Source organism: Croceicoccus sp. (assembly GCF_983967925.1).
Window position 1 is genome coordinate 249,298 of sequence record NZ_CFETID010000002.1, and the last position, 25,121, is coordinate 274,418.

Annotated in this window: 19 protein-coding genes and 2 pseudogenes; 10 read left to right on the plus strand and 11 right to left on the minus strand. The window is 62.2% G+C overall.

Features of this window, described 5'->3' with window-relative positions:
- Position 1 precedes the first annotated feature (1 nt).
- Entirely contained in the window at positions 2–496 is a 495-nt protein-coding gene (locus AC4FIJ_RS02345) for a DUF427 domain-containing protein (RefSeq protein ID WP_490335122.1), read from the minus strand.
- Positions 493–885: a thiol-disulfide oxidoreductase DCC family protein gene (locus AC4FIJ_RS02350; protein WP_490335123.1), complete on the minus strand. Its 393-nt coding sequence runs from the start codon at positions 883–885 to the stop codon at positions 493–495. The genes AC4FIJ_RS02345 and AC4FIJ_RS02350 overlap by 4 nt, the downstream gene beginning before the upstream one ends.
- Before the next feature lie 120 nt (positions 886–1,005).
- Here AC4FIJ_RS02350 and AC4FIJ_RS02355 point away from each other — a divergent pair, with 120 nt between their 5' ends.
- Both AC4FIJ_RS02355 and AC4FIJ_RS02360 read left to right on the plus strand, forming a co-directional pair.
- Positions 1,006–1,185 (plus strand): hypothetical protein, encoded by a 180-nt coding sequence (locus tag AC4FIJ_RS02355; protein ID WP_490335124.1) that lies wholly within the window; start codon positions 1,006–1,008, stop codon positions 1,183–1,185.
- A gap of 145 nt (positions 1,186–1,330) precedes the next feature.
- Positions 1,331–2,206: a DUF5996 family protein gene (locus AC4FIJ_RS02360; protein WP_490335125.1), complete on the plus strand. Its 876-nt coding sequence runs from the start codon at positions 1,331–1,333 to the stop codon at positions 2,204–2,206.
- A 40-nt stretch (positions 2,207–2,246) separates the two neighbouring features.
- Here the strand turns inward: AC4FIJ_RS02360 and AC4FIJ_RS02365 are convergent, their stop codons facing one another.
- The 4 genes from AC4FIJ_RS02365 to AC4FIJ_RS02380 all read right to left on the minus strand — a co-directional run bounded on the left by AC4FIJ_RS02365 (position 2,247) and on the right by AC4FIJ_RS02380 (position 7,787).
- Entirely contained in the window at positions 2,247–3,659 is a 1,413-nt protein-coding gene (locus tag AC4FIJ_RS02365) for an amidohydrolase family protein (protein ID WP_490335126.1), read from the minus strand.
- Positions 3,656–4,732 carry an alpha/beta fold hydrolase gene (locus AC4FIJ_RS02370; protein ID WP_490335127.1) on the minus strand — a complete coding sequence of 359 codons (1,077 nt, stop codon included), beginning with the start codon at positions 4,730–4,732 and terminating at the stop codon, positions 3,656–3,658. Before AC4FIJ_RS02370 ends, AC4FIJ_RS02365 begins: the two co-directional genes overlap by 4 nt.
- A 74-nt stretch (positions 4,733–4,806) precedes the next feature.
- On the minus strand, positions 4,807–5,958 hold the full coding sequence (locus tag AC4FIJ_RS02375; RefSeq protein ID WP_490335144.1) for a copper resistance protein B: 1,152 nt from the start codon (positions 5,956–5,958) through the stop codon (positions 4,807–4,809).
- The gene (locus AC4FIJ_RS02380) at positions 5,958–7,787 is read right to left on the minus strand and encodes a copper resistance system multicopper oxidase (protein WP_490335145.1); all 1,830 of its coding nucleotides are present in this window, start codon (positions 7,785–7,787) and stop codon (positions 5,958–5,960) included. The genes AC4FIJ_RS02375 and AC4FIJ_RS02380 overlap by 1 nt, the downstream gene beginning before the upstream one ends.
- Positions 7,788–7,889: 102 nt before the next feature.
- Between AC4FIJ_RS02380 and AC4FIJ_RS02385 the strand changes: the two genes are divergently transcribed.
- The 4 genes from AC4FIJ_RS02385 to AC4FIJ_RS02400 all read left to right on the plus strand — a co-directional run bounded on the left by AC4FIJ_RS02385 (position 7,890) and on the right by AC4FIJ_RS02400 (position 11,691).
- On the plus strand, positions 7,890–8,165 hold the full coding sequence (locus tag AC4FIJ_RS02385; RefSeq protein WP_490335128.1) for a metal-sensitive transcriptional regulator: 276 nt from the start codon (positions 7,890–7,892) through the stop codon (positions 8,163–8,165).
- Between the two features lie 62 nt (positions 8,166–8,227).
- Positions 8,228–8,704, plus strand: coding sequence for a DUF411 domain-containing protein (locus tag AC4FIJ_RS02390; protein WP_490335129.1), 477 nt, complete (start codon positions 8,228–8,230; stop codon positions 8,702–8,704).
- 29 nt (positions 8,705–8,733) lie between these two features.
- The gene (locus AC4FIJ_RS02395) at positions 8,734–9,459 is read left to right on the plus strand and encodes a glutaredoxin family protein (protein ID WP_490335146.1); all 726 of its coding nucleotides are present in this window, start codon (positions 8,734–8,736) and stop codon (positions 9,457–9,459) included.
- A gap of 294 nt (positions 9,460–9,753) precedes the next feature.
- Positions 9,754–11,691: a hypothetical protein gene (locus tag AC4FIJ_RS02400; protein WP_490335130.1), complete on the plus strand. Its 1,938-nt coding sequence runs from the start codon at positions 9,754–9,756 to the stop codon at positions 11,689–11,691.
- A gap of 275 nt (positions 11,692–11,966) precedes the next feature.
- Here AC4FIJ_RS02400 and AC4FIJ_RS02405 read toward each other — a convergent pair whose 3' ends face one another.
- Both AC4FIJ_RS02405 and AC4FIJ_RS02410 read right to left on the minus strand, forming a co-directional pair.
- Entirely contained in the window at positions 11,967–12,485 is a 519-nt protein-coding gene (locus AC4FIJ_RS02405; protein ID WP_490335131.1) for a DUF6692 family protein, read from the minus strand.
- Positions 12,482–13,003, minus strand: a complete 522-nt coding sequence (locus AC4FIJ_RS02410; RefSeq protein WP_490335132.1) for a DUF305 domain-containing protein — start codon at positions 13,001–13,003, stop codon at positions 12,482–12,484. The genes AC4FIJ_RS02405 and AC4FIJ_RS02410 overlap by 4 nt, the downstream gene beginning before the upstream one ends.
- Positions 13,004–13,306: 303 nt before the next feature.
- On the opposite strand from AC4FIJ_RS02410, the pseudogene AC4FIJ_RS02415 reads away from it, so the two are divergent.
- Positions 13,307–14,181 (plus strand): annotated as a pseudogene (locus tag AC4FIJ_RS02415) (DUF5996 family protein).
- Positions 14,182–14,231: 50 nt separating this feature from the next.
- On the opposite strand, the gene AC4FIJ_RS02420 reads toward AC4FIJ_RS02415, so the two are convergent.
- Positions 14,232–16,112: a beta-L-arabinofuranosidase domain-containing protein gene (locus AC4FIJ_RS02420; protein ID WP_490335133.1), complete on the minus strand. Its 1,881-nt coding sequence runs from the start codon at positions 16,110–16,112 to the stop codon at positions 14,232–14,234.
- 334 nt (positions 16,113–16,446) lie between these two features.
- Between AC4FIJ_RS02420 and AC4FIJ_RS02425 the strand changes: the two genes are divergently transcribed.
- Positions 16,447–17,661 carry a Gfo/Idh/MocA family protein gene (locus AC4FIJ_RS02425; RefSeq protein WP_490335134.1) on the plus strand — a complete coding sequence of 405 codons (1,215 nt, stop codon included), beginning with the start codon at positions 16,447–16,449 and terminating at the stop codon, positions 17,659–17,661.
- Between the two features lie 70 nt (positions 17,662–17,731).
- Entirely contained in the window at positions 17,732–18,583 is an 852-nt protein-coding gene (gene asd, locus AC4FIJ_RS02430) for an archaetidylserine decarboxylase (protein WP_490335135.1), read from the plus strand.
- Between the two features lie 159 nt (positions 18,584–18,742).
- Here asd and AC4FIJ_RS02435 read toward each other — a convergent pair.
- Together AC4FIJ_RS02435 and AC4FIJ_RS02440 are read right to left on the minus strand one after the other, a co-directional pair.
- A pseudogene (locus AC4FIJ_RS02435) lies at positions 18,743–19,614 on the minus strand (IS3 family transposase); the annotation flags it as partial.
- A 196-nt stretch (positions 19,615–19,810) separates the two neighbouring features.
- Complete coding sequence (locus AC4FIJ_RS02440) at positions 19,811–20,323, minus strand: hypothetical protein (protein WP_490335136.1); 513 nt, start codon at positions 20,321–20,323, stop codon at positions 19,811–19,813.
- 607 nt (positions 20,324–20,930) lie between these two features.
- On the opposite strand from AC4FIJ_RS02440, the gene AC4FIJ_RS02445 reads away from it, so the two are divergent.
- Positions 20,931–24,743: a MobA/MobL family protein gene (locus AC4FIJ_RS02445; RefSeq protein ID WP_490335137.1), complete on the plus strand. Its 3,813-nt coding sequence runs from the start codon at positions 20,931–20,933 to the stop codon at positions 24,741–24,743.
- The last annotated feature ends 378 nt before the right edge of the window (positions 24,744–25,121 follow it).

A 25,121-nucleotide genomic window follows, 5' to 3' on the forward strand; every position in this document is an offset into this window, starting at 1 on the left:
CTCACCAGAACCGGCTGCCGGGCACGCCCTTGAACGGACCGGAATAGCCGCTGGTGATCCAGCCGCCGTAAAAGCCGCCGGGCTGCGGGGTCACAGTTTCGCCATCCACGCTGCATCGGTCGAACGGCGCGGCGTAAAAGGCGACATGATCGCGCAATTTCGCGAAGGCGCGAGTGGGATCGGGATAGCTCCACCCGACGCGGGGCAGCACATTGTCGCCGATCACGACATCCCAATAGACGGCATGGCCCTTCCATTCGCAGAAAGAGCTGCCGTCGGCCTGACGCAGCACGCCTTCGGCAATATCGGCGGGCGGGATGTAATAGCTGGGCGGATGGCTGGTCTCCAGCGTGCGGATCGTGGCGCGGCTGTCGGCGACGATGGTGCCGGCATGTTCGATCACGATATGCGCGGGGGAGGGTTCCGCGATCGCGGGGCGGGGAAACCCCCAGACGCTTTCCTGACCGGGTCCTGTCGGGTCGGGGCGCGGCCTCATGACTTCTGTCCTTCCACGGCGGTCTTGCGCAGGGCCGGACCTCGCCGCGCCAGTTGCTGAAGGCGGGGGCGGATCCGCAGGAACATCCCATAGGCCCGCTCCAGCAGCGCCAGCATCAGCGGATTGCGCGCCAGCAGGCCGAGCGGGCGCAGCAACGGTATCGCGCGCCACATCGCCGCGAAAGCCGCTGCGCCCGACAGCAGCCTGCCATCCTCGCTGGCGTGAAAGCGTGCCAGCAAGTCGGCCCGGTCGATGGGACATTGCATGTCCGCCCCCTCGCTGACGTCGACGAAACGGATCGCGCCGCGCCGGTCGAGGCGGCGCATCAGGGCGATTTCCCGGCGGCAGAGGGGACAGGCGCCGTCGTGCCAGACGATGAGTTCGGACATGTCATCAATATGGGGCGGCGCGCTGCGATGTCACCCGCACCTGCACCATCGGGCAATCGGAGCGGCAACCGGTGATGCGGCGCCATAGCCATGCCGTCCATCAGCCGCTAAGGCCCTGCGATGGCCGAACGCTTCGAACGACACAAACAGCCCTGGCGATCCGACGAGATCCAGAAACTGCACACGCTCGCCAAAAAGGGCATGGGGCTGAAGGCGATCGCCAAGACGCTGACCCGCAGCGAGGAATCGGTCAAACAGCGCGCCAAGCAGGATTCGATTTCCATCGCCAAGCTGCGCTGATCCGGCTGCACCTGCCAAGGGCCTTGCCAATGGGCGTCTTTGGCGGGATTCATCCGGCTGGGCGGACAGCAAGGATGGCACGCATGACCGATCGACCCGAATGGCCCGACATTCCTTTCCAGCCATGGAGGAGACTTGCGCGGCTTTGCACCTGTACACCCAGATCGTCGGCAAATATCGCCTCGCGCATGTGCCGTGGGTCAACCATTCGTGGCACGCGACGCTTTACGTCAACGCCGACGGGTTGACGACTGGGCTGATCCCCGATGGACCGGGCATCACCGTCCAGTTCGACCTGCAGCGCCAGAGGCTGACCATATCCTGCAGCAGGGGAGAAAGCCGCGGCTTCGCGCTGGAGCCGATGTCGGTCGCCGACTTCGATGCCCGGTTCAAGAAGACGGTCGCGGCGGTCGGGGGATCGCCCGAATATCACGGGTCCCCCAACGAACTACCCGAAGTCGTTCCCTTTAAGCAGGACACGGCGCAGCGGCCGTGGGATGCCGATGCGGTGTCGCGCTTTCACCGCGCGTTGGTGCGGATCGACGCGGTGTTCGGCGAATTCCGCACCGCATTCCTGGGCAAGGTCAGCCCCGTCCATCTGTTCTGGGGCAGCTTCGATCTGGCGGTGACGCGCTTTTCCGGCAAGCGCGCGCCGCTGCACCCCGGCGGCATCCCCAACCTGCCCAACGCCGTCACGAGGGAGGCCTATAGCCACGAAGTCAGTTCGGCAGGCTTCTGGCCCGGCGGCGGCGGGATCGAGGAGCAGTGCTTCTATTCGTATGCCTATCCGGCCCCGGACGGCTTCGACGCGCAGAAAGTGATGCCCGAAGCGGCCCGTTTCGACAGCGGCCTCGGCGAGTTCGTCCTGCCCTATGAAGCGGTGCGCACCGCAGCCGATCCGCGGGGTGCGTTGCTCGATTTCCTCCACTCAACTTTCCGCGCCGCAAGTTCGCTGGGGCATTGGGACGAAGGGCTGGTGTGCGAGATCGGCAGGAAAGGCGTACCGCGGCAGGTGGGCTGACCGCAGGGCACGCCGGGGTCACGCCATAGGCGGAACAGGATCAGTTTTCGGCGCGCTCCATCACGCCCTCTATCGACGCCTGCGCGGCGTCGACGACGGCCCGCTCGTCCAGCATCGTCAACCTGCCGCCGCGCTGCAGGATCCGGCCTTCGACCATGGTCATGCGCACATTCGCGGGCTTTGCCGAATAGACGAGGAGGGCGCTGGGGTCGGTGGCGGGAAAACCCATGTTGAGCGCGGAGGGGTCTATCAGGATCATGTCGGCGCGCTTTCCGGGTTCGAGCGAGCCGATCCTGTCCGACATCCCGATCGCTTCCGCGCCGCCCATGGTGGCGAGGCGCAGCACCTCGCGCGGCAGGATCGCCAGCTCGTCGCCGCTGGCTGCAGTCTGCACCATATGGGCGTTTCGCATGACCGCGAACATGTCGGGCGCGCCGCCCAGCGCGCCGTCGATGCCAAGGCCGACGCGGCTTGCCGTACCGGTATAATGGCCAAGCATGGTCAGGCCAAAGCCGATCCGGTGTTCGGTGATAGGCGTCAGCGCGATCGCCGCCCCCGCATTCTCCACCGCGGCAAGGGCGCCCGCATCGGCACCGGTGGCATGGACCAGCAGCATGTCGCGGCCCATCAGTCCGCGTTCGATCAGGAAGGCCAGCTGGTCCGGTCCGCGGTCGCCGCTGATATGGGTCGATACCGGCAGGCCCAGCGCGCGCACCCGTGCAAGCTCTTCCACTGCCAGTGCCGTGACCGCCTCACCCGCGTCGGCGGTGGGCGTGCGCCATCCCAGGCCGAGTTCGACCGGAGCACCCTTCGCCCAGTCCGCCCTGCTGTCATGCAGCCGCGCCAGATGGTCGATATCCAGCGGTTCGCTCGGCGCAAGCCGGTCGTGCCCGGCATAGAGGAAGCGAGCGCGAATGCCGGATTCGACCAGCCCTGCCAAAGCCGCTTCCGCGTCCTGCGGCATGCGGATATTGTCGCAATATTCCAGCGTCGTGGTGATGCCTGCCTGCAAGGCCCCGGCTGCGCCGAACAAGGTGCCGATGCGCATGTCCTCGGCGCGATAGGCAGCCCCCAGCCGCTCGACTAGCGGGAAGTATCGGGTTTCGGCCGAACGCCCGAACAATCCGCGCATCTGCGACAGCCAGATATGGGTGTGCGTATCGACTAAACCGGGCATCAGGATCTGCCCCGCCGCATCGACGATCTCCGCATCCCCGGCGGTCAGTGCCGGCCCGATGGCCGCGATCTCTCCACCCCGGACGAGCACGTCGGCGCGCGGCAGATCGCCGCCCGGACCCATCGTGATGACATAGGCGCCGCGCAACAGGATCGGCCTGTCGCTGCGGGGCTGCGCAAAACTGCGGATTGGCATGGCCGCCATGGCCGAGGCGGCGGCAGCGCCCATGAAGAAACCGCGCCGGTCGACACCGGCCATGCCCTTTGGCGCGCTCATTCGCCGTCTCCTTCGTCCAGCAGCGCCAGCAGTTCCGCTTCGAAGCGGGCAGGGGCCTCGACCTGCGGCGAATGGCCCAGGTCGGGGAAGGTCACGAGCGTCCCCTGCGGCATGAGCGCAGCCGCTTCAGGCGCGAGTTCGGGGATCGGGCGCAAGCTGGCGGCGACATCGGGCGGAGCCTGTCCCTTGCCGAAAGTCGTCGTGTCGAGCATGCCGATCATAAGCGTCACCGGCAGCTCCAGACGGTCCAGATGCTGCGAAACGGGCTGGGTCAGGATCATTTCGCTGGTCTTGGCCTGCGCAAGAGCGACTTCGTCCGAATCTTCGCTTGCGTATTGACCGGCCAGCATCGCCACCCAGCGGTCATAGCGCGGCTGCCACTCGCCGTGGTAATAGGTGTTCAGCTGATATTGCCTGATCGCGGCGAAGTCCTTTTGCCGTTCCTGCTCGAACAGGGCGTCCAGCGGCACATAGGGGACCCCTTCGGCCATCCGGTCGGTCAGGCCAAGCGGATTGATCAGCACCAGCCGGTTTGCCGCATCCGGAAACATCAGCGCAAAATGCATCGCCAGCATGCCGCCAGTCGAATGACCGATGACGACCGCTTCCTCTATCCCGCGCTCTGCCATCAGGGCGTGGGTGAAATGCGCCATCATGGCAAAGCTGTACTGCGCCTCACGCGGCTTGGACGATTTGCAAAAGCCGATCTGGTCGGGGATGAGGACGCGGTACCCGGCACCCAGCAGCGCCTCTGCCGTATCCTCCCACGTCGCACCGCAGAAGTTCTTGCCATGCAGCAACAATGCCGTGCGGCCGGAGGGCTGTTCGGGCTGCACGTCCATATAGGACATCTGCGCCTGCTGCATCCCGATCGTGACCGGGAATTGCCGGACCTCCCACGGATATTCGAACCGCTCCAGATTTGCGCCAAGGGAAGCGGCGGGACCGGCCTGCGCCCCGACCTCCTGCGCCCCCAGCTCCCGCGCCCCGACCTCCGGCGTCCCGGCGAATGCCAGCGCGATGGCGGCTGCGGTGACTAGCGATAGCCGGCCCCCATGTCGTGGTTCGGTCATGTCCTGCTCCTGCCTTCCCTTGGGGAATGCGCGGGGCGGGCAATGGGTTTCAGCCTAGGGGCACTTCGCAGAAATCAGAACCAGAACCGCAGGCCCACGACGTAATTGGTGACGCTGGCATCCTCGCCCTCGGCGCGGGCATAATCTGCGCTGCCGCCCAGTTTCCACTCCTGCTCGATACCCACATAGGGCGCGAACTCGCGGGCGAATTCATAGCGCAGCCGCAGGCCAAGCTCGGCGGAATCGAAACCCGCCCCGATGCCCAGCTCGGGCACGTCCTGCGCCGACAGGTTGATCTCGGCGCGGGGCTGCAGGATCAGGCGCTGGGTGATGCGCTGATCGACTTCCGCCTCGATCCGCGCGGTCAGATCGCCCTTGTTCGACAGGAAGGCTGCGGCGTCGACCTCGAATATATAGGGCGCAAGGCCCTGCACGCCGACGACCGCATGGGTGCGGCCCGGTCCGGTCAGGTCCTGCCTTATGCCGGTCTGCAGATCCCACCAAGGGCCGATCGCATGGCTCCACAGGGCCTGGATTTCGGCGGATTTGGCCTTTTCGCCAAAACTGCCTTCGCCTTCGGACTTGAACCAGACCTTGTCGATGTCGCCGCCGTAATAGCCCTGCACATCCCACAGATAGCCGTCGCTGCCTTCGCGGGCACGATACTCGGCGCGGTCGCCCTGAAACCACAGATAGCGCATGCCGCCATTCTCGATCCGCAGCGCCCGACGCGAGGCGCGCATCGCCTCCGCGCCCCAGATCGCATCGGCAGCACGCGGCGGTCCCGACCCTGCGGCGGGCGGCGGCGGGGCGTCGGGTATGGGAGCGGGCTGCATCGCGCCGTGATCCATTCCCGAATGGTCCATGCCCGAGTGGTCCATCTGAGCGTGATCCATTTCGGGCATGGCGCCGTGATCCATGCCGGAGTGGTCCATGCCTGAATGATCCATGGGTTGGTCCATCGCACCATGATCCATCCCGCCATGATCCATGCCCGAATGTTCGTCATCCGCCCCGTCGGCAGGCTCTGCGGCAGGCGCGCAGGAGCCTTCCGCTACCGGATGCCCCATCGCGCGGTGACGGGCGGCCTCTTCCTCGCATTCGCTCTGCGCGGATTGCGTGGCGGGCATGGCGTGGTCCGAATGGCCCTCCGAATGACCCGAATGATCTTGCGCCATCGCAGGTTGGGCGATGCCCGCCAGCATTACGGCCGTAAGCAGGCGCATCATTGCTCGCCCACCCGTTCGACGTCGGGCTGGCTTCCCTGCGGCGCGACGGTGACGATCTGAAACATCCCCATGTGCATGTGGTAGAGCAGGTGACAGTGGAACGCCCAGTCGCCTTCCTCGTCGGCGGTCAGGTCGAAGCTGGCGCTGCCGCCGGGCTGGACGATCATGGTGTGTTTTTGCGGCTGGCGGTCGGCGGGCGCGCCATTCACCAGTTCGAAGAAATGGCCGTGCAGATGGATCGGATGCGCCATCATCGTGTCGTTGACGAGCTTCACGCGCACCCGCTCGTTATAGGCAAAGCGGATCGGCTCTTCGCTGACGGCAGAGAATTTCCGCCCGTCGAACGACCACATGTAACGTTCCATATTGCCGGTCAGGTGGATCTCCATCTGCCGCGAAGGCTGTCGCAGATCGTCATTGGGGGCGAGCGCGACGAGGTCCTTGTAGGTCAGTACCTTGTGCGGAACGTCGCCAAGCCCGATGCCCGGATCGCCCATGCGATCGACCGGGTTCATCGAGACCATGTCGATCCCCGGCCCCACCGCGACGTCGGGCGGCAGCAGCGAGGTATCGCGCATGTCCATGCCGGACATGTCCATGCTGCCCATATCCATCTCGGCCATCGGCTCGGAGCCGTCTTGCGCGGGCATGGCGTGTCCCATCGCCGCATGATCCATGCCGGCCATGCCGGCCATGTCGCCTTCGCCGTGACTGCCATGGTTCATGCCCATGTCGGCCATCGTCAAAAGGGGCGGATCGCGCAGCGCCGGAACTTCGGCCCGCGCGCCAAGGCGCGAAACCAGCATCGCCAGCGCCATGCCCGAACGATCCATGCTCTCCGCCACGATGGCATGCGCCTCGCCGGTCGGTTCGACCAATATGTCGTATGTTTCCGCCGTGCCGATCTGGAATTCCTCGACTTCCACCGGGCGCACATTCTGCCCGTCGGCGGCGACGACGTGGAACTTCAGCCCCGGAATGCGGATGTTGAAAAAGGTCATCGCGCTGCCGTTGATGATCCGCAGCCGAACACGCTCGCCCGGACGGAACAGATATTCCATCCCCTCTTCCGGCCCGCGGCCATTGGCGAGATAGGTATAGGTCGAACCCGTCACGTCGGCGATGTCGGTCGGCATCATGCGCATCCGTGCCCACATGCGCCGATCCTCGCCCGACAGCGGATAATCGCCGGTCCAGCTGGTCTTCTGGTAGTTGAAGTACTCCTCGCCCTTCTTGAGCTTGTCCATGATCGTATGCGGATGCAGCGGGGTGAACTCGCTCAGCAGCAGGACATGGTCGCGGTCGGCCTGCACCGGATCGGCCCCGGCGGGTTCGACCACGATCGGGCCGTAGTGCCCGGCCTGTTCCTGCAGGCCCGAATGGCTGTGCCACCAATAGGTGCCGCTCTGCCGCAGCGCGGGAATGTCGTAGACGAAGGTTTCCCCGGGCATGATGCCCGGAAAGCTGACCCCCGGCACGCCGTCGTACTGAAAGGGCAGCAGCAGGCCGTGCCAGTGGATCGAGCTGTCGGTCTTCAGTGTGTTGGTGACCGCGATGCGCACCGGCTCCCCCTCGCGCAGGCGCACCAGCGGGCCGGGGACGCTGCCATTGACCGCGACGCCGTGGCCCCGGCGGCCCTGCACGATGCGCGGCCCCTCGGCGATGGTCAGCGCGATGTCGCGGCCCGATACCTCGTCGAAACCGGGGCGGATCGTGCTCCCGTGCGGGCCGCCATGCAGATCGGACCCGCGCGCCCATGCGGGCCATGCCAGCGCACCTGCGCCCAACGCACCCCCCGCGAGCATGCCGCGACGTGAAACCTTCATTCCGGCCATTGAACTTGAAACTCCTTCGACCCTTGTCATATATACCCCCGAGGAGTATTTCAACATACCCCTGAGGGTATAGGTTCCAGTGGAGGTCCGGCCATGCCCGGCAGTGAGGGCACCCGCATCGTCAACCGCCTGCGCCGCATAGAGGGGCAGGTGCGCGGCGTCGCGCAGATGATCGAGGACGATCGCTATTGCATCGACGTGCTCACCCAGATGCAGGCCGTGAAGGCCGCGCTGGGCCGCGCCGAGAGCGAGATCCTGAAACGCCACGCCGCCTGCTGCGTCTCCGAAGCCATCGAAAGCGGCGACGCGGACGAACAGAAGCGCAAGTTCGGCGAGCTTGTCGATCTGTTCGAAAAGGCAAAGCGGTGATCGATGCGCTCCCCAATCTCCCGACATTCGATCTCCCGATTTTCAAGGCAAGGACTGCACGCATGACGACCCGATCGACCAGACCCGCCCGCCGCTCCATCGCCTCGATGGCCGCATTCCTTTTGGCGGCCTGCGCCGGGGCGGCACAGGCGGCGAGTTTCACCATGTACCGCGACCCCAATTGCGGCTGCTGCCTGTCATGGGCGGACCACATGGAACAGGGCGGGAAGCACGAGGTCGAGACTATCGACCATCCCGACATGCGCGCGGTCAAGACGCAGCGCGGCGTGCCGGGCGATCTGCGGTCCTGCCACACGGTGATCGCGGATGGCTATGTGATCGAGGGCCACGTCCCCGCCGCCGATGTCGAACGCCTGCTGGCCGAGCGGCCCGAGGGCGTGACCGGGCTTGCCGTCGCGGGCATGCCGATGGGATCGCCCGGCATGGAGCACGGCGATCATCGCCAGCCCTATCAGGTCATCGCCTTCGGCCCCGCAGGCCGCAGCGTCTGGGCCAGCTATCCGGGGAATGCGTCGTGAGCGCATCGAAAAAGGCGGTCGTCTACCGGATGGTGATGCCCGAGCATGTCTGTCCCTACGGCCTGAAAACGGTCGACCTGCTGCAGCGCGAAGGGTTCGAGGTCGAGGACCACCATCTGACCACGCGCGAGGAAACCGACGCATTCAAGGAGAAGCACGGCGTCAAGACCACGCCGCAGACCTTCATCGGCGGCAAGCGCATCGGCGGCTATGACGATCTGCGCGCCCATTTCGGCAAGTCGGTGCAGAAGGAGGGCGAGACCAGCTACCAGCCGGTCCTCGCCATCTTCGGCGTCGCCTTCCTGCTCGGCCTTGCGATCAGCTGGTACGTGTTCGGCACGATCTTCACCGTGCAGGCAGTCGAATGGTTCGTCAGCCTGTCGATGGCCCTGCTCGCCATTCAAAAGCTGCAGGACGTGCGCAGTTTCTCGACCATGTTCCTGAACTACGACCTGCTGGCGCGGCGCTGGGTGCGATATGGCTTCATCTATCCGTTCGGAGAGGCGCTGGCGGGCATATTGATGGTCGCCCATGCGCTGCCGATCATATCGGTCCCCGTGTCGCTGTTCATCGGCACAATCGGCGCGGTCAGCGTGTTCAAGGCCGTCTATATCGACAAGCGAGAGCTGAAATGCGCCTGCGTCGGCGGCAATTCGAACGTGCCGCTGGGCTTCGTCTCGCTGACCGAGAACCTGTTCATGATCGGCATGGGCCTGTGGATGGGGGCGAAGGCGCTGGGCTGGATCGCGCTGTAATTCCCGAAATCGCTTTCGCGGCCAGCGGTGCCGGCGGTCCCAGTCCCTCGACGTTCCTGATCGAAGGTGACCTTGCCGGGAAACATCCCCGTAACGGGGTGGGCCAGTTGCGACCGGATTCCGTAATCGCACCCCACTAATACGAAGGCCGTAACCCCTCAAACTCCTTGATCAAATGGTAATGAATTTGAATTAATGCATCGGACAAGACGTCTGGGACGAGAGATGACGGGCAAACTGACTTATACGGGACCTCGAGAAGATCGACTGCATTCCGCGACCGTGACGCCGGACGTGACCCGTACAGACCGTTTCTCGTGCTATGATCTTTTCGATACGGTGTTGTTCCGCAAGTTGCTGGATCCAAGCGATGTGTTTCGCCTCGTACATGCGCGGCTCTCCGATCGCTTTCCCGAACTCATGGACGAAATGTCTGAGGATGGCTTCGTCGCCGCCCGCCGCTCGGCCGAAAGGGCGGCGCGCGATGGCAAGAGTGAAACGACCCTTGACGACATCTGGCGTCAGATGGGCTGGCTGATCGGCGATCGACACCATGAAGCGGTGGAAATCGAACTATCCTGCGAAAGGGAAGTCCTGTTTCCCAATGCGCAGATCTGCGGTGAACTGGCAGAGAGGCGTTTGCGCGGAGAGCAGATCGTCTTCATCTCGGACATGTATCTGCCCGAGAGCTTTCTGAAATCCGTCCTGTTCGATCTCAAGATCATGCGGCCCGGCGATCGCCTGTTCGTCTCGTCCACGCATAGCAAGACGAAGCAGCGCGGCGATCTGTTCACGCACGTCATCGCGGAACTGGGCGGCAAGCCGTCCAGCTATTCGATGACCGGAGACAATCGTTCCGCCGATGTGCGGGCGCCGCGCGCCAAGGGTCTGAAGGCCCGGCTTTACAAGGGCCACCGCCTCAGCGCCTATGAGTCGCGGCTGAACCGGTCGCTGGGCGTTCGCCAGCGGTTGAGTTCCACGCTTGTCGGTTCGATCAGGAAGGGGCGGCTTGGGCCGGCTTCGGATAGCAACCGGCTGGTCACCGATTTTCTTGGACCCGCTTCGCTTTTATGGGCCATCTGGGCCATTCGCCGGGCCGAAGAGGAGGGTGTGCAGCGTCTCCACTACATGGCCAGGGATGCATATCTGCCGTTCCTGTGTGCGGACCGGCTCGCCCGCGATGGGCATACGAAGGTGACGGCCAACTACCTGTACGCTTCGCGCTATGGGCTTTACTTCTCGAACATCGAGGACCTGCAAACCGACCTCGAATGGATTTTCCATCAGGCCGAGACGCTTACGCCGAGAAAGCTGGCAAAATATCTGCGTCTGGACCGGTCCGACCTGTCCCCGCCGATGCAGGGTCTGTTTAGCGAATTCGATGCCGATCAGCAGCTCGAAGAGCCGGACTTCGACTTGTTCGTGGCGACCCTCGCCAGCAGTCCCGATGGTGAAAAGGTCCTGTCCGATGCAAGGCGGATGCGAGAAGCCGCGCATTCCTATTTCACCCAGGAAGGGCTGCTGAGCGGGGAAAATTCGGCCTTTGTCGACATCGGATGGCACCTGAACGTGCAGGCCGCGCTGCAGAAGCTGATCCCGGCGCACCGAATGCAGGGGCTTTACCTTTATCTCAGCGATACAAGGCGAAACCCGAGCGAGGCAGGCCGCGCGGATGCCATGATGGAGATGACCGTCGCGCATCCGCGGATCGCGCGCTGTCCGTCGGTTTGGTACAATTCGACGGTGACAGAGCATCTTTTCGGCATGGTTCCAGAGGGGACGTGCAGGGGTTTCGAAACCGATGCGGACGGTCGCGCCAAGCCGATCCTGCAAGAGATCCCCGCCGACGAGATCGCGGCCAAGCAGGATATTTGTTCAGGCGTGAAATGTTTCGCCAGCGAATGGGGGGCGGACTATGCGCACGCCTTTCAATCATCGCAGGACTGTGCGGATGCATTCCGTGCGCTGACCGACGAATATCTCGATCACCCGACACGCGAATCCCTTGCCGTCATCCGGCGCAGCATGCGCTTCTCTACCGAAGCTCTGAATCATGAGAGCCGAGCGTTGGTCAGCCCTTTCCAGTGGAGCGATCTGTTCGGCGCGCTTGCGCTCGTCATGCTCAGGCGAAGAAGCAACGGCTTCGGTTGGCTGTCGGCAAAGTTCTCTCTTGCACCGCCGCCCTTGCGTTTTGGCAACCATATTGTGCGGATGCTCAAACCCTATTTCTAAGGGCGTCCGCACGGGCAGTCGCATCGAGCACATCGATGATCGGGCTGACAGTGCAGTTGAGCAATGGTCCTGACCGGCTCTCTGTTCATCAGATCGATTTGCATTCGAACGAAGTGCTACGCGCTGCTCGGTCGAGCGCTGATCGAGAGCCTGTCCATGATGGGCATGGGTTCGTGAATGGGGCAAGGGCGCCGGGCTGGATGGGGGTGTAGTCGCCGCGATCGGCGGGCGCGCCTCTCCCTCCGGTCATCAAGTCTGGCCTGTTGGCGGCATTTTCATGGCCCATCCCCATCGTGACAACGGACATAGCCGTCATAGCCGATCTCGTCCTCGGCGGCCGGCGATATGACGATCATCCGCATGCCCTGACTGCCGGCATTGCCTTCCTCTTCCAGTGGGCGCAGCGTAACGCTCAGCCCGCCGTCCGCAAAGCGGTTCTCACCAATAGACGGCAGGGGAATAAGCTTGCCGTTCAGTTTGATCGCGCCGTCGCTGCCGGGTCGGTAGAGGAAGGACGGGAACGCCACCTCGGTCATGCCGAAATCGCATCGGCCCTCCATGCCGCCAAGCACGCCAATATCGGCGCTGGTCATGGTCTGGGGCTTGATAATCGCGGTCGCGACATTGGCCAGCGCAGCGCTGGCGCTTTCCACCGGCGCAGCTTTGGGCGGGTGTTCGAGCTGGGCCTCGCGGTCGTTTCCCGGGTCGGTGTTCCGGTTGCATCCCCCACGGTAAAGCGCCAGCGGCAGGGCGAGCATGGCGAGGGCGGGCAGCGCTCTTGCGGGCGTCGTCATGGTGCGGCCTCCTCGGGCAGGCGCCGGGTCGTGCGCACGCCATTGGCTTCGATATCGCGGATCAGATATTTCATCTGCGCGATCTCGCGCCGCTGGGCGACGATGATGTCATGCGCCAGCTTGCGCACGCGCGGATCGCGCAGATGCGCTCGCTCGCTGGTCATGATCGCGATCGAATGGTGCGGGATCATCGCCTGCATGTATTCGGTATCGGTTACCGTGGTCTGGCTGCGCACCAGCCACAAGGCGAGGGCGAAGACCAGCGCGGCCACCCCCAGTATGATCCAGTTCTTGGCCTTGTTGCGGTACATGCCCCACATGAACAGCAGCATGATGACCGCCATTACCGCGCCCATGACAAAGGTCATCCAGAAACGCGTCTCGCTCCAGAATACATGGTCGATGCTATAGGTGTTCAGGTACATCAGGGCGAACATGACGGCTGTCGACGTGCCGATCATTGCCATGAAGCGCCCGTAATTGCCTCCGCCCTTATCGTCTTTCCGGCTCTCCTGCATTACGCATGCCTCCTCCAATTCCTGACTTGGAGCTATGGCCCCGTGCGCAGATCCGGCCAGTCCATTAACTTGATCCGGCAGCAACGGGCGCGGTCCGATCTTTGCTGCGCTGCCTCACAATCTGCCATGTCCCCCTGTCCTAACGCGCCAAAATCGCGGGTCGTTCCGAATGCGCCGGGCTTGCAAATCGGCTAGCTTGCAGGAAAATCCTCTGGGCGCGGCGACAGCGAGGAAAGCATCATAACCGATCATACCGAGTGGCCTTCCATTCCCTTCCAGCCATGGCAGGAGAGCTGCGCCGCATTGCACCTGTACTGCCAGATCGTCGGCAAATATCGCCTCGCGCATACGCCGTCGAACAACCACTCATGGCATGCGACGCTCTATGTGGATGCCGACGGGCTGACCACCGGCCTTGTCCCGGACGGGCGGGGCATCACGGTCCGGTTTGATCTTCAGCGCCAGAAGCTGACAATTGCCTGCGCCAGCGGAGAGAGCCGCGGCTTCGCGCTCGACCCATGTTGGTTGCCGACTTCGATGCAAGGTTCAAGCAGGCGGTCGCTGCGATTGGCGGTTCGCCTCGGTATCATGGATCGCCGAACGAGGTGGTCGATGCCATTCCCTTTGCGCAGGACACCGCGACCAGGCCCTGGGACGGGGCGGCGGTGTCCCGCTTTCACCGGGCGCTGGTTCGGATCGATGCAGTGTTCGGCGAATTCCGCACCGCCTTTCTGGGCAAGGTCAGCCCCGTCCATTTGTTCTGGGGAAGCTTTGATCTGGCGGTCACGCGCTTTTCGGGTAAGCGTGCGCCGCTCCACCCCGGCGGCATTCCGAATCTTCCCGACAGCGTCACGAGAGAGGCCTTTAGTCACGAAGTCAGCTCCGCCGGTTTCTGGCCCGGTGGAGGCGGGATCGCAGAGCCATGCTTCTATTCCTACGCCTATCCGGCGCCCGCCGGGTTCGATCGGCAGGCGGTGACCCCCGGCGCGGCGCGTTTCGATCGGGATCTGGGCGAATTCGTCTTGCCCTATGAAGCGGTCCGCACGGCGCAGGATCCGCGGGAAACCCTGCTGGGTTTCCTCGAATCCACCTTCCGCGCCTCGAGTTCGCTCGCTGGATGGGACGAGCATCTGGTCTGCGCCATCGGGCGAAAAGGGGTTCCGCGCGCCATCGAATGATCCTGCCGTGAACGCGCGGCAGCAAAGCTCAGCGGCGCATCGCCGCCCTATCAGACCTGCGCAGCAGGCTGGACCGGCCAATAGGTCGCGTAACGCTCATGGGCGATCCGGTGATAGGGTATCATGCGGATCGTACTGCCGTCCGCCGCCGGTGCCATGAATTCAAGTGGCCCCGGTCCCGCCGTGACGCGGGCGGCCAGATCTTCGGGATCGCCCGAGATTTGCGGGGGCGTGAAGGGCGTGTCGTTATATTCGCCGAACTTGCGTTCATTGATGACGATGTCAGACCCCGGTGCCAGCCCCTCGCGGCCGAGCGCACCGGCCAGCACCAGTGGACCATATGTAAACGCCACGATATCGGGGGCAGCGGGGGCCAACTCTACCGCGACTTCCATGGCCAGCTGCAATTCGACCGTATCGCCGCTCTGCCATGTGCGCTTCAATTCGATGAAGCTGCCGGGCGCAGAGGAACGCGCCGCTTCCGCGCCATTAACCAGCACTAAGGCATTCTCGCTCCAGCCCGGATGACGCAGCTTTAGCGCCAGTTCGGCCGGCTGCTCCAGCGTCCAGCGAAACATGGTGCGCGGCTGTTCGGGAAAACGAGTGATCTGAGTCAGCCGCGCGCCCTTGTCCCGCCACTGGACCGACGATGGCACGAACAGGTTGACGTAGAGCGCGTCGTCGCTCCGAAAATAGATGGAGTCGCGATATTTGACGTGATTTTCCATCCCCGTACCGGTGCAACACCAGAAGGAATCCTCAGGCGTGTGGTACAGTTTCATGTAACCGGGCCGCGCGCCCTGGAAGTAGGTCGCCATCCCGCTGTCCGGATCCTGCGAGGCAAGGATTCCGTTGAACAGGCTACGTTCGTAGAAATCGGCGTAGAGCGCTTGCGGATCTTCCATGAACAGGCCGCGGGTCAGCTTGAGCATGTTGTGATGGCAGCAGGTCTCGGACGCCTTGGCCGAGAAGACATGTTCGGCGAAATCGGCCATCGGGAAAAAATGCTCGACGTCCCCATGCCCACCCGTGGCGAAGGACCGGGTCAATGCCACGGTACGCCAGAAAAACTGCGCCGCTTCGCGGTATTCCGGCTTGCCGGTGGCTTCCCAGACACGTTGATATCCGATGATCTTGGGGATCTGCGTATTGGCGTGCAATCCGTCGAGATAGTCGCGCCCCTCTGCCAGAGGGCGCAGGATCGCCTTTTGCGCGAAATTCTCGCCCGTTGTCCGGTAATCCTCGTTGCCGGTCATGTCGAACAGGTCGATCATCACCTCGCTCATGCCGCCATGTTCGGTTTCCAGCATGGTTTCGAATTCGGCATGGCCCAGCGGGCGAGTGGCAACGACCACCCAGTCGGCAAAGCGCAGCAGGACCTTGCGCGACATGGCGCTGTCGGCCAGCTGTGCCGCGTCGCGAAGCCCGGCGAGGATTTTGTGCAGCGTGTACCACGGCACGCCGGTAATCGGCTCGCCGCGCAAATGCGCCGCGACCAAACCGGCGCCGCTGGGGAATGCGCAAACCAGCCCGCTATTGGCGGCGTCCTGACACGCGTTCAGCTCCGACGCGATATAGTCGATCCTGCGCTTGAACTCTGCCCTGCCGGTCGAACGATAGGCCAGCGAGCAGGCCGAGAGATAATGACCTAGCGTATGGCCATGGCAATGAATATCCGCCCAGGTTGGTTCGGATTCCCAGCCGCCATAGACCGGCGCCTTCGGCTGCAGCCCCGCGTTCACACGGAAATTATGCAGCATGCGATCGGGATCGAGCGACATCAGATAGGACTCGGTCATGCGCTGCGCGTGAAGGAAGGGACCTTCGCCAAGCGTGACGTCCGCAAGGTCGAAGGGCCGAAGGCGGGCGGGGCGGGGATTGCCTTGCAGCGATCCTGCATGGGCTGCCGTGATAAATGGCGATCCGGCCATAAGCGCAAAAGTGCCGGAGCTTGCCAGAAAAGAACGCCTTGAAGAGGCCATCTGCCGCGTCATGCCCATGGTTCAATCTCTCCTGCTCTGTATGATTAGTAGGAGTACATGCGGGGGAGAACTAGTTTGATCAACCCGGTTTCGGGCCCGGACGGAAGAAATGGCCTCTAAGGTTGGAACGCTGTCGCTTGTCCGGGTATTTCCTTGCCGTGGCCCGCCTCGGTGACGATTATGCTATGAGGCGCGCAATCGCTGGGAAGGTCCGGCAACCGCGACGAAGATACGAACTGTGACGAGACATGCTAGCCGCTGGGCGGCAGATGGGGACGAAGCGATGACAGGATATTCGATCAACAGGCGGCGGGCGATGGCGGCCGGCAGCGCGGCAGCAGCATCGGTGATGCTGGCGGGGCGGGCGCTCGGACAATCGGGCGGCGTCCGCGCCGAGGGTCACCCCATGCCGGGCGGCGTCGAACTTCCGGACACCCCTCCGCGCCCGAAACGGGCCGATAGCGTGGGCTATGCCATCGTCGGTCTTGGCGGATATGCGCTGAACCAGATGATGCCGCGGTTCGAACGGGCGGAGCGGGCGCATATCGCGGCGCTGGTATCCGGCAATCCCGACAAGCTGAACAAGGTGGGGGACGCCTATGGCGTTCCGGCAGGCTCGCGCTATTCCTACGACAATTTCGCCGAAATCGCGTCGAACGAAAGCGTGGATGCCGTCTATATCGTGCTTCCCAGCGGACTGCATGCCGAGTGGACGGAGAAAGCCTTTGCCGCCGGCAAGCACGTGCTTTGCGAAAAGCCGATGGCGCTGTCCAGCGCCGAATGCGAGCGGATGATCGCCGCCGCGCAGCGCGCGAACCGCAGGCTGATGATCGCCTATCGCTGTCATTTCGAGCCTTACAACATGCAGGCCATGGAACTGATGGATCAGGATGCCGTGGGCACGCTGCGGATGATCCGTGGCGAGCAGTCCTATCGCATGGGTCCCACCACCCCCGCCGAGAACTGGCGCGTGAACCGTGCGCTCGGGGGCAGGGGTCCGCTGGAGGATTACGGGATCTATGGGCTGCAGGCCGCGCTCTACCTGTCGGGCGAAATGCCGGAAAGCGTGGCCGCGGCCAGCTATCAGCCGGCGGGCGACCCGCGCTTTGCGGAGATCGCCGCCCATGTCGCCTCGCAATTGCGCTTTCCGTCCGGCGCGGTCGCGCAGCTGGCCACGTCCTACGATTCGGCCGGGATCAATGAAGTCGACGCGCGCGGCACCACCGGCGCACTGCTGATGCAGCCCGCGACGGGCTATTCGGGCAATAACATGGTGCTGGAGATGGGCAGGGAAAGCCGCGAATTCACCCCGGGCGATTCGACCGTTCAGTTCGCGCGCCAGCTCGACCATCTGGCGGACGCCATCCGCGACGGGTCGGACATCCGCACGCCGGGCGAAATGGGCCTGCGGGACGTGCGCCTGATGGAAGCGATCTATGCCGCCGCCGAGAGCCGCCGCACCATCATGCTCAATCCCGACGGTACAATGAGGAGCTGAGGGAGCGCGTCCGCACACGCAATCATCGCGAAGGATGGCTAAAACGGTCGCGCCTGCGTTATGGGGACGTATGGCCGATCGTTCGAAAGTTCTTCTGCAATATCTGCTGCCCAAACGGCGCCTTACCCAACTCGCCGGCCGCGTCGCCGGTGCCCGGGGCGGATCCATGACATTGCGGCTGATCCGCTGGTTCGTCCGCAGATATGGCGTCGACATGAGCGAGGCGGAAAATTCCGATATCGCCAGCTATGAAAGCTTCAACGCGTTTTTCACCCGCCCGCTGAAGGCCGGTGCACGGCCTTTGGCCAAGGCCGACTTCATCTGCCCCGTGGACGGCGCGATCAGCCAGTTCGGCGCCATCGACGATCACCACATCCTGCAGGCCAAGGGACACCGTTTCACGACGACCGAACTGCTTGGAGGGCACGGCGAACTCGCGGGCCTTTTCCGCCATGGCAGCTTCGCCAATCTCTATCTCTCGCCGCGCGATTATCATCGCCTGCATATGCCTTGCGACGGCATGCTCACGCGCATGATCTATATTCCCGGCGCGCTGTTCTCGGTCAATCCTGTGACTGCGCGCGGCGTGCGAAACCTGTTCGCCCGCAACGAACGGGTGGTGTGCATGTTCAATTCGCCTGCACACGGTCCGTTCGCGATGGTGCTGGTCGGGGCCACCATTGTCGGAAGCATGGAAACCGTCTGGCACGGCGTGGTCAATCCTAGGCGCACCGGCCGGATTTCCGAATGGTCCTATGACGAGGGACAGGTCCGTTTGAAGCAGGGTGAGGAAATGGGCCGTTTCCTGCTTGGATCGACCATCGTGATGCTTTTCCGTCCCGACACCATTGCATTCAACGCCGATTGGGCTCCCGAACGGTCCGTCAGGCTGGGGGAAGCGATGGGGGACCAATCGGCGTGATCCGCTGTCGTGATATCTCTACGATTGCTGTTGCTTCGATTTTTACCCGCCATGGCAGCAGCAAAAAACGGGCGGGTTACGCAAAGCCTGGCACGGTTTGCTCATCAGCCGGTGTTAGCACTGGCGTATGAACTACCCGTTTGCCGGCAGTTATTGCCGCGCAGCGCAGTCCATGCTTGTGAACTGCGAGCCTTGATCCGAGTGGATCAGCACCCGCTGCTTCGGCTTGCGCCGCCATGCCGCTATGTGCAGCGCCTGCAGCACCACATCGGTTGTCTGCCTGCTCTGCATCGACCAGCCCACCACGCGGCGGGAATAGAGATCGATCACAAGGGGCAGATAGGCAAAGCCCTCCAAGGTATCACCCAACCCCGATCGGGAGCAGCAACATCGAACTTACGATCCAGATTGTTGTCGACCGCCAAGGGTGGCTTGCCACCATAGCTCCCCGGCCGACGCTTGTAGCCGATCTGCGCCTTGATACCCGCCAGCCAAGTCAACCGGGCAACCCGGTTCGGACAGCAAGCCTCGCCCTGATCCAGCAGGTCGTCGTGTAGCTTGCGGTAGCCATAGATCCTGCCGCTGTCGTTCCAGGCCTGCCGGATCAACTCTATCTGTCGAGCATCTTCCCGGGCTCGTTGGCTCAGTGGGATCTTCTGCCAAGCATAGAAGACAATTTGCTGGATGCGCAGGCACCGGCACATCGACCGAACCCGGAACTGGTCACGATGCTCGGCAACAATTGCGTATCTCACTTGCATCCCTGGCGAAATACGCGGTGGCCTTTTTTAGTATATCGCGCTCCTCGATCACCCGGGCCAGCTCGCGCTTCAACTGGCGGATCCCGGCATCCTTGCTGGCATCGCCAGACACCACCTTCGCCAGTTGCCGCTTCCATGCGTACAGCGAATGCTGACTGACGCCGAGCCGTTCAGAAACCTCCGCTACTGGGTACCCAATGGGTACCACCGCTCGGTGATCTGGGCCACCGCATCACGCTTTAACTCATTGCTGATATTGGGCTTCCCCATCGTCGTCTCCTGTCCTCAAAATTAGGAAAGAAGGCGTCCAGCAATCTCGGGGCTAATCAATACGGGTTCGCCGTTTCGGCCGTTTTCATAAGGGCAGAAAACGCATGCTGCTTGTTCAAGGCGGGGTGGCTTTTGCCATTCTCTGCTCGCCAGGTTACCTTGACTACCCGTTTTCAAATTAAGAGGCTTATGCCATTCAAACAATATCGACAGGTTCCGACAGTCGATGAAGGCGGGCTATGTTCTCCCGCAATTTCTGATCGTCATCTGCAGCAGGATGGATCAATTCCGAGTGCGGGGGAGCGGATGTGATGCGCTCGGCGGATCCTTCATTCGTGCTTTTGTATGCTTTTGCCTTGTCCATTGAATGTGGCTCGTCGAATGCCGAGAGAAGCTCGGCTTGGTATCTTACCTCTTCCAGACAGATGAATAGATTTTGATAGGCAAGCACAGCCTTGTGCTCAGCTTTGCGGAGATTGTCCGTGCAACTTTTCATCGCCGCTCGCCGCGCGGTCGTTCGGAGGAATGGGTTTGTTTGAACCGCTTGACGAGCTTGATTGGCTCCCGGTGTCAATCGTCCCTTGCTATCTCTCTGCTCACTGCTCCTCACGAGGTCTTCGATCCTTTTGAGCTCTTGGGCAGCGTCCTTGTCTGCTTTGATTAGAGCTTGGCGAACTCGCCTACGGAATTGGTGATGATCGTTTTTCATAAACTAGTTGTAGGATGACAGCGCTCATTTGCCAAACATCACTGCGAACCTTTTTTGGCCGCCGGAATGGGGTCCCGAACCCGCTGCGGATTCGAATTCGAGTAACTATCGCATTCGAATCCACTCCGGAAGCGTCCGAAGGAAATTCAGGAGTCAATTCGGGCCTAGCCTTCTCGAACCGGTTTCATCTTTTTCGTTCGTGAGCGGGAAACTGTAGGCGCAATACCTCTGCTAAAGGTGATCGTTCCGACAACCTATAGCAGCTGCGTACTGCGCCATAATTGGCTCCGGATGAGGCTCGCTACGCTTGCACGTCGGCCTGTCGGCCTCCTTTGGCGGGGGGGCGGGCATCTGCCCTTGGGGCGACGTCTGTAGTCGTCTTGGGTTTGGTTTTTCGAACGGGACGCGCTGCGGTTTTGGCCTGTCTCACGAGACCACCCGAAGCGATCACCACGACCGATTGGCGACCGCGCTTCGATGAATTTTGGGCTCGCTGCTAACAGCGAAACGGCTCACGGTACGAGGCGATTTCTCGTTTCCAGATCGCTAATAGGATAAATCAAGACTCAACGCGGAGTTTTGACTTTTCTATCCTATAACCTTCCTCATGACATATCGACATGAAGACCGCGAACTCGACGCAGCGCGCGAGAGTTTGAAATCCCTCACTGACAAGAACGAAAGCTTGCGCGCAACCGGTGGTAATCTCGACCGCAATGGCGAACCTGCTTTGACGGCCGGGCGGGGTGGTTCTTCATTCACGCCATCGTCGCCCGATCCTTCAGCTGCAGCGCGAAAAAGTTTTCGAGGCGCCGAGGCTTTGAATGTGCCCCCAAAGACAGCATTCACTCTCGGTGATCGGCATATCACTGGCGACGTCGGCGGACGAGCCGTCCGGCAGCAAAAGCGGATCAGCTGGACGGAGGCTGAAAAGCCTAAGAAGGGCGAGGAAGCATCCCGCCGTTTCACCAAGCTGAACATTCCAGCGGCCCGGCCTCTTCGTGCGGCAAATGCAGCTGGCGCTACCAGTTTCCATTTTTCGCACGAGGCAATCAGCAAAACCCGCGCGGAAAAGGTCACGGCACGCGGCACCAAAAACCGGAAGGGCGCTGCTGCCGATCACACCAGCTATATCGAGCGCGATGGCGCCGTGGCGACGGGAGGCCAGACCGAGCTCGACAAGATCCAGGCTGAGCTGATCGAGCAGGCCAAAAACGACCCGGAATTAGCGCGCAGCCTATCGCTTGATCTTACCCCATCCGCAGAAGCCTCTCAGGAGCCCGCTGAGCGCCTTCCGGACGACCTTGGAGCCGGAGGCCGCGCGAGCGCCTACATCGAGCGAGAAGAGGCCCTGGCGCACGATCCAAATGGATCCGCGGTTCTGTTCTCCAATATCTCTGACGATCCTGTCGAGCGCCGTGAATTCTGGAAGCTGGTCGAGCGCGCCGAAAGCAATCCATCGGCCGATCGAATGCAGCTCCGCATTGCGGGCAACGAAGAGTTCTGGTCAAAGGTCGGTGCGGACAAGGACTGCCCGAAGCCCGTTCGCGATGCAATCGCGGCGGCGGACCCAACCGAGATCGTCAAGATCATTACGCAAGATAACGTCGCCGTACGTGCGATCATGAAACGTCATGGCTGGAAGCCTCGTGAGCGTCGCCCTGCCAACGAAACCGATGAACAGAAAGCTGCGCGCGAAGAACGCGAAGCCGCCGCTAGCTACGGCGCCAAATTTGAAGATGGTCGGGGCGGGCGCGTCCAGTTCAGGATTGTCGGCGAACTGCCGCACGAAATCTCCCATGAAGCACGCGTTCGGATCCTCAAAGATTTCACGCGGGAGTTCGAGGCGCGAAACCTGCCGCACATCGCAGTCATGCATGCGCCTGATCACACGAACGATGACCGCAACTGGCACTTCCATCTCGTCTATCACGACCGGCCGGCCAAACGATTCACAGGACTTGCAGAGGATCACCTTCCAGCTCTCGATCCAAATGCCGGCGAACGGACCATCCAAAAACACCAGATTAAAGTTCAGGCAATTTCCGATCCAGCAATCCAGAAGCATGTTGGCCGATGGGACTTCACCGTGCCTTACACCTATCGAAAAAAGGTCAGCGGCAACATTATCGAGACGACCCCATTTTCACAATTCAAGGACCGCGACTGCAACAAGCGCGAATTCGTACCGCTGCTTCGCAGCAACCTTGCGTATCTGACCAACCGCGAACTGGAGGCTGAAGGCATCGACCGCCGGGTCGACCCGCGTCGCTACTCGGAGATGGGGATCCATAAGGAAAGCGACGAGCACCTTGGCACCCAGGCAGCATCCCTGGAATCAAACGGCGTGCCCACCGAGATCGGGGTTCGCAACGAAGCGAACCAGTGGGAGTTCGTCCAGCGCAAACTCGAAGCGCAGTCCCGTGCCGACCAGGCGAGGATCGACCAGCAGCTCAAGGTCTGGCGCGCTGTCCTCAGCGCTGCCCAGCTATCCGACCAGGATCGCAAAGACGTCGACCGTGAGCTGATCCGCTGGGAGCAATCCGAACGCGTTGCTGCCGAGCACCGCGCGATCGCAAAGCAGATGGCCGAGAATATCGACCGCCTTCGCTCGCGTGCGAACAAAGTTGCAAAGATGGCGAAGAAGCATCTCGGCGCCATCGAAGACGGCCGCGCGACTAAGCGCCAGACGGCCAGTAAGCCGAGATACCAAGCCAAGGTCACCGAGGCAGAGATGCATCTTGCCGGTCTCGAGATCATGATGGGCCAGGAGATCTCACAGATTGCCACCAGCAATGAAGCTGCCATGCGTCATTCGCGCACCGCCGAGACCGCAAAGCTCGTGATCGAAGGCCACATCGAACTTGGTCGCCAGTTGCGCAGATCCAACGAGCAGTCTGCAACGCCGGCGCCGGCCAAAGACCATCAGCAGGTCAACGCCCCGAAAGCCGAGGCAAAACCGGCGGCCGCTGCTCCTGCGGTCGGCAACTCGACCATCGACGGCTACATCCAGAAAATCGTCGAACTCAATCGCCGCCTCGTATCGAGCCCGAAGGGTATCGTGCCGCGCGACCGCGTATCGAGCGACATTCCGATTATCAATTCGCCAAACTACGCTTCCGCGCAGAAGCGTCTCACCAAGATTATGGATCATCAGGAAACTGCGATCAGCAATCTCGTTTCGGCGTTCCAAAGGAACCCCGGCATGGTGCAGTTCCGCCAGGAGCCGACCGACCGGGATTACATGCTCACCAATGCGGAGCGATTCAAAATAGGTACGCCCGATCGCGCGATGCAGGCAGCATTCGTGAACTTCGCGGAAGAACCCGAGATCGTTGCCGAATTGAAGAAGGCAGAAGCCCGTCTGCTGAATGAACGCGCTGCAAGATCCGTGCAGGCTTCCAGCCCCAAGGCAGAAGACAAATCGGCTCAACCTTCTGCGACGATCGAGGCCGCAAAATCATCCAATACCAAAAAGCCCGAGACGAAGCCGGCGCGTCAACCTACCCATGATCATTCACAGATCATCGAGACGATGCGCGCCAAACACCTTCGGCCGAGTATCACGAAGACAGATGCCGGCCTCGAGGTCAGCTTCAGCAAAGCCGACGCAGCGCTATTCGACCTGCCTGCCAATCTGGTCATTGCGGACGCGCGCTCGGTTTCAAGGATCGAAGGGATTGCGCGAACGCATGATCGCGCAGTTAAGCGCCTGATCTCGTACATGGCGAAAAACCCCTCGAAGGTCCAAGCGGGCGAGAATGGAGAGGCTCATAAGCTTGCCGCGACAGCTCCTGCCGAACTGCTCGACATCTCGAAGCAATTTTCACGCGATCCTGAAGTGGCCCGGGCAATGCAAAATGCACTCGTCAAAGCGCGCATGGAAGCTGCAGATCCGCGCAAAACAGCTGCATCCGAAAAGCCGGTCACGCCTAAAACCGAAAAGGCCGGGGAAGGGGACTTTGGTCTCTTCAAAATCGAAGACGGCAAGATCGTTATGCCGACGCAGGATCTCCCCGAGGTGGAAATTCCAGACTGGCGGACCTACGAGCCAAGCGGATACGGCGACTCCGCGCCCAAGAAAGACGACGAGCGGAAACCCAAAGCGCGCGAGCGCGTCACCATCAAGATCGACCCGTCGCGCGCCCACGAGCTTTCCAGTTCGAACGAGCCGGCGCAGGCCCGGAGGCTCGAGCCTGGCATCGATCCAATCTTTGACCGTTGGATCGAAGCCAACATTTCCGGCGACCGGGAGGAGCGTGCGCGATTGTCTGCTCTCATTCGCCAGAACGAGAAGCTCCGGGAAATCGCGCAGTCGGGGGAACCGGGATATGCCGCGAGTTTGAAGGCGGATTGGGAACGCCATGGTGACCAAATGCGAAACACGTTTCCACCGCCAAATTTCGGCCGAGAAGTGTGATGTACGGTCGGTTCAATTCGAAGATTGGCGATCCGTCGACCATGAATTGCCATCAAAGATGAGCCGGGCCGAATGGCGAGGTCTGGGACAATCTTGCCGTCCGGGCTGCGGACGGAAGTGTCGAGCTAGGCCGGGACCGGTCATTCGTCGGGCTGCGAAATCCCGCTCTTCAATGGCTAGCCTGTCGGACAAACCGGAACGGCGGCTTTCGGGCGACAGATCCGGATAGCGGACATTCCAGCCGAATTATCCGGGCGTCAGCAACGCGCCCCAAATTCGGTCGTTCGGCGTTGTCGCCGACGATCCCGAAAGCCGCCATTCGATTCGCCAGCGCTCAACTGGTTCAGACCCGACATTGCGCTCACGGCCCAACAGGCG

Excerpts from the sequence above, each read along its gene's own strand:
- AC4FIJ_RS02345 (WP_490335122.1), bottom strand. The coding sequence starts at position 496 with ATGAGGCCGCGCCCCGACCCGACAGGACCCGGTCAGGAAAGCGTCTGG.
- AC4FIJ_RS02350 (WP_490335123.1), bottom strand. The coding sequence starts at position 885 with ATGTCCGAACTCATCGTCTGGCACGACGGCGCCTGTCCCCTCTGCCGC.
- AC4FIJ_RS02355 (WP_490335124.1), top strand. The coding sequence starts at position 1,006 with ATGGCCGAACGCTTCGAACGACACAAACAGCCCTGGCGATCCGACGAG.
- AC4FIJ_RS02365 (WP_490335126.1), bottom strand. The coding sequence starts at position 3,659 with ATGAGCGCGCCAAAGGGCATGGCCGGTGTCGACCGGCGCGGTTTCTTC.
- AC4FIJ_RS02370 (WP_490335127.1), bottom strand. The coding sequence starts at position 4,732 with ATGACCGAACCACGACATGGGGGCCGGCTATCGCTAGTCACCGCAGCC.
- AC4FIJ_RS02375 (WP_490335144.1), bottom strand. The coding sequence starts at position 5,958 with ATGCGCCTGCTTACGGCCGTAATGCTGGCGGGCATCGCCCAACCTGCG.
- AC4FIJ_RS02380 (WP_490335145.1), bottom strand. The coding sequence starts at position 7,787 with ATGAAGGTTTCACGTCGCGGCATGCTCGCGGGGGGTGCGTTGGGCGCA.
- AC4FIJ_RS02385 (WP_490335128.1), top strand. The coding sequence starts at position 7,890 with ATGCCCGGCAGTGAGGGCACCCGCATCGTCAACCGCCTGCGCCGCATA.
- AC4FIJ_RS02390 (WP_490335129.1), top strand. The coding sequence starts at position 8,228 with ATGACGACCCGATCGACCAGACCCGCCCGCCGCTCCATCGCCTCGATG.
- AC4FIJ_RS02395 (WP_490335146.1), top strand. The coding sequence starts at position 8,734 with ATGGTGATGCCCGAGCATGTCTGTCCCTACGGCCTGAAAACGGTCGAC.
- AC4FIJ_RS02405 (WP_490335131.1), bottom strand. The coding sequence starts at position 12,485 with ATGACGACGCCCGCAAGAGCGCTGCCCGCCCTCGCCATGCTCGCCCTG.
- AC4FIJ_RS02410 (WP_490335132.1), bottom strand. The coding sequence starts at position 13,003 with ATGCAGGAGAGCCGGAAAGACGATAAGGGCGGAGGCAATTACGGGCGC.
- AC4FIJ_RS02420 (WP_490335133.1), bottom strand. The coding sequence starts at position 16,112 with ATGGCCGGATCGCCATTTATCACGGCAGCCCATGCAGGATCGCTGCAA.
- AC4FIJ_RS02425 (WP_490335134.1), top strand. The coding sequence starts at position 16,447 with ATGACAGGATATTCGATCAACAGGCGGCGGGCGATGGCGGCCGGCAGC.
- asd (WP_490335135.1), top strand. The coding sequence starts at position 17,732 with ATGGCCGATCGTTCGAAAGTTCTTCTGCAATATCTGCTGCCCAAACGG.
- AC4FIJ_RS02440 (WP_490335136.1), bottom strand. The coding sequence starts at position 20,323 with ATGAAAAACGATCATCACCAATTCCGTAGGCGAGTTCGCCAAGCTCTA.
- AC4FIJ_RS02445 (WP_490335137.1), top strand. The coding sequence starts at position 20,931 with ATGACATATCGACATGAAGACCGCGAACTCGACGCAGCGCGCGAGAGT.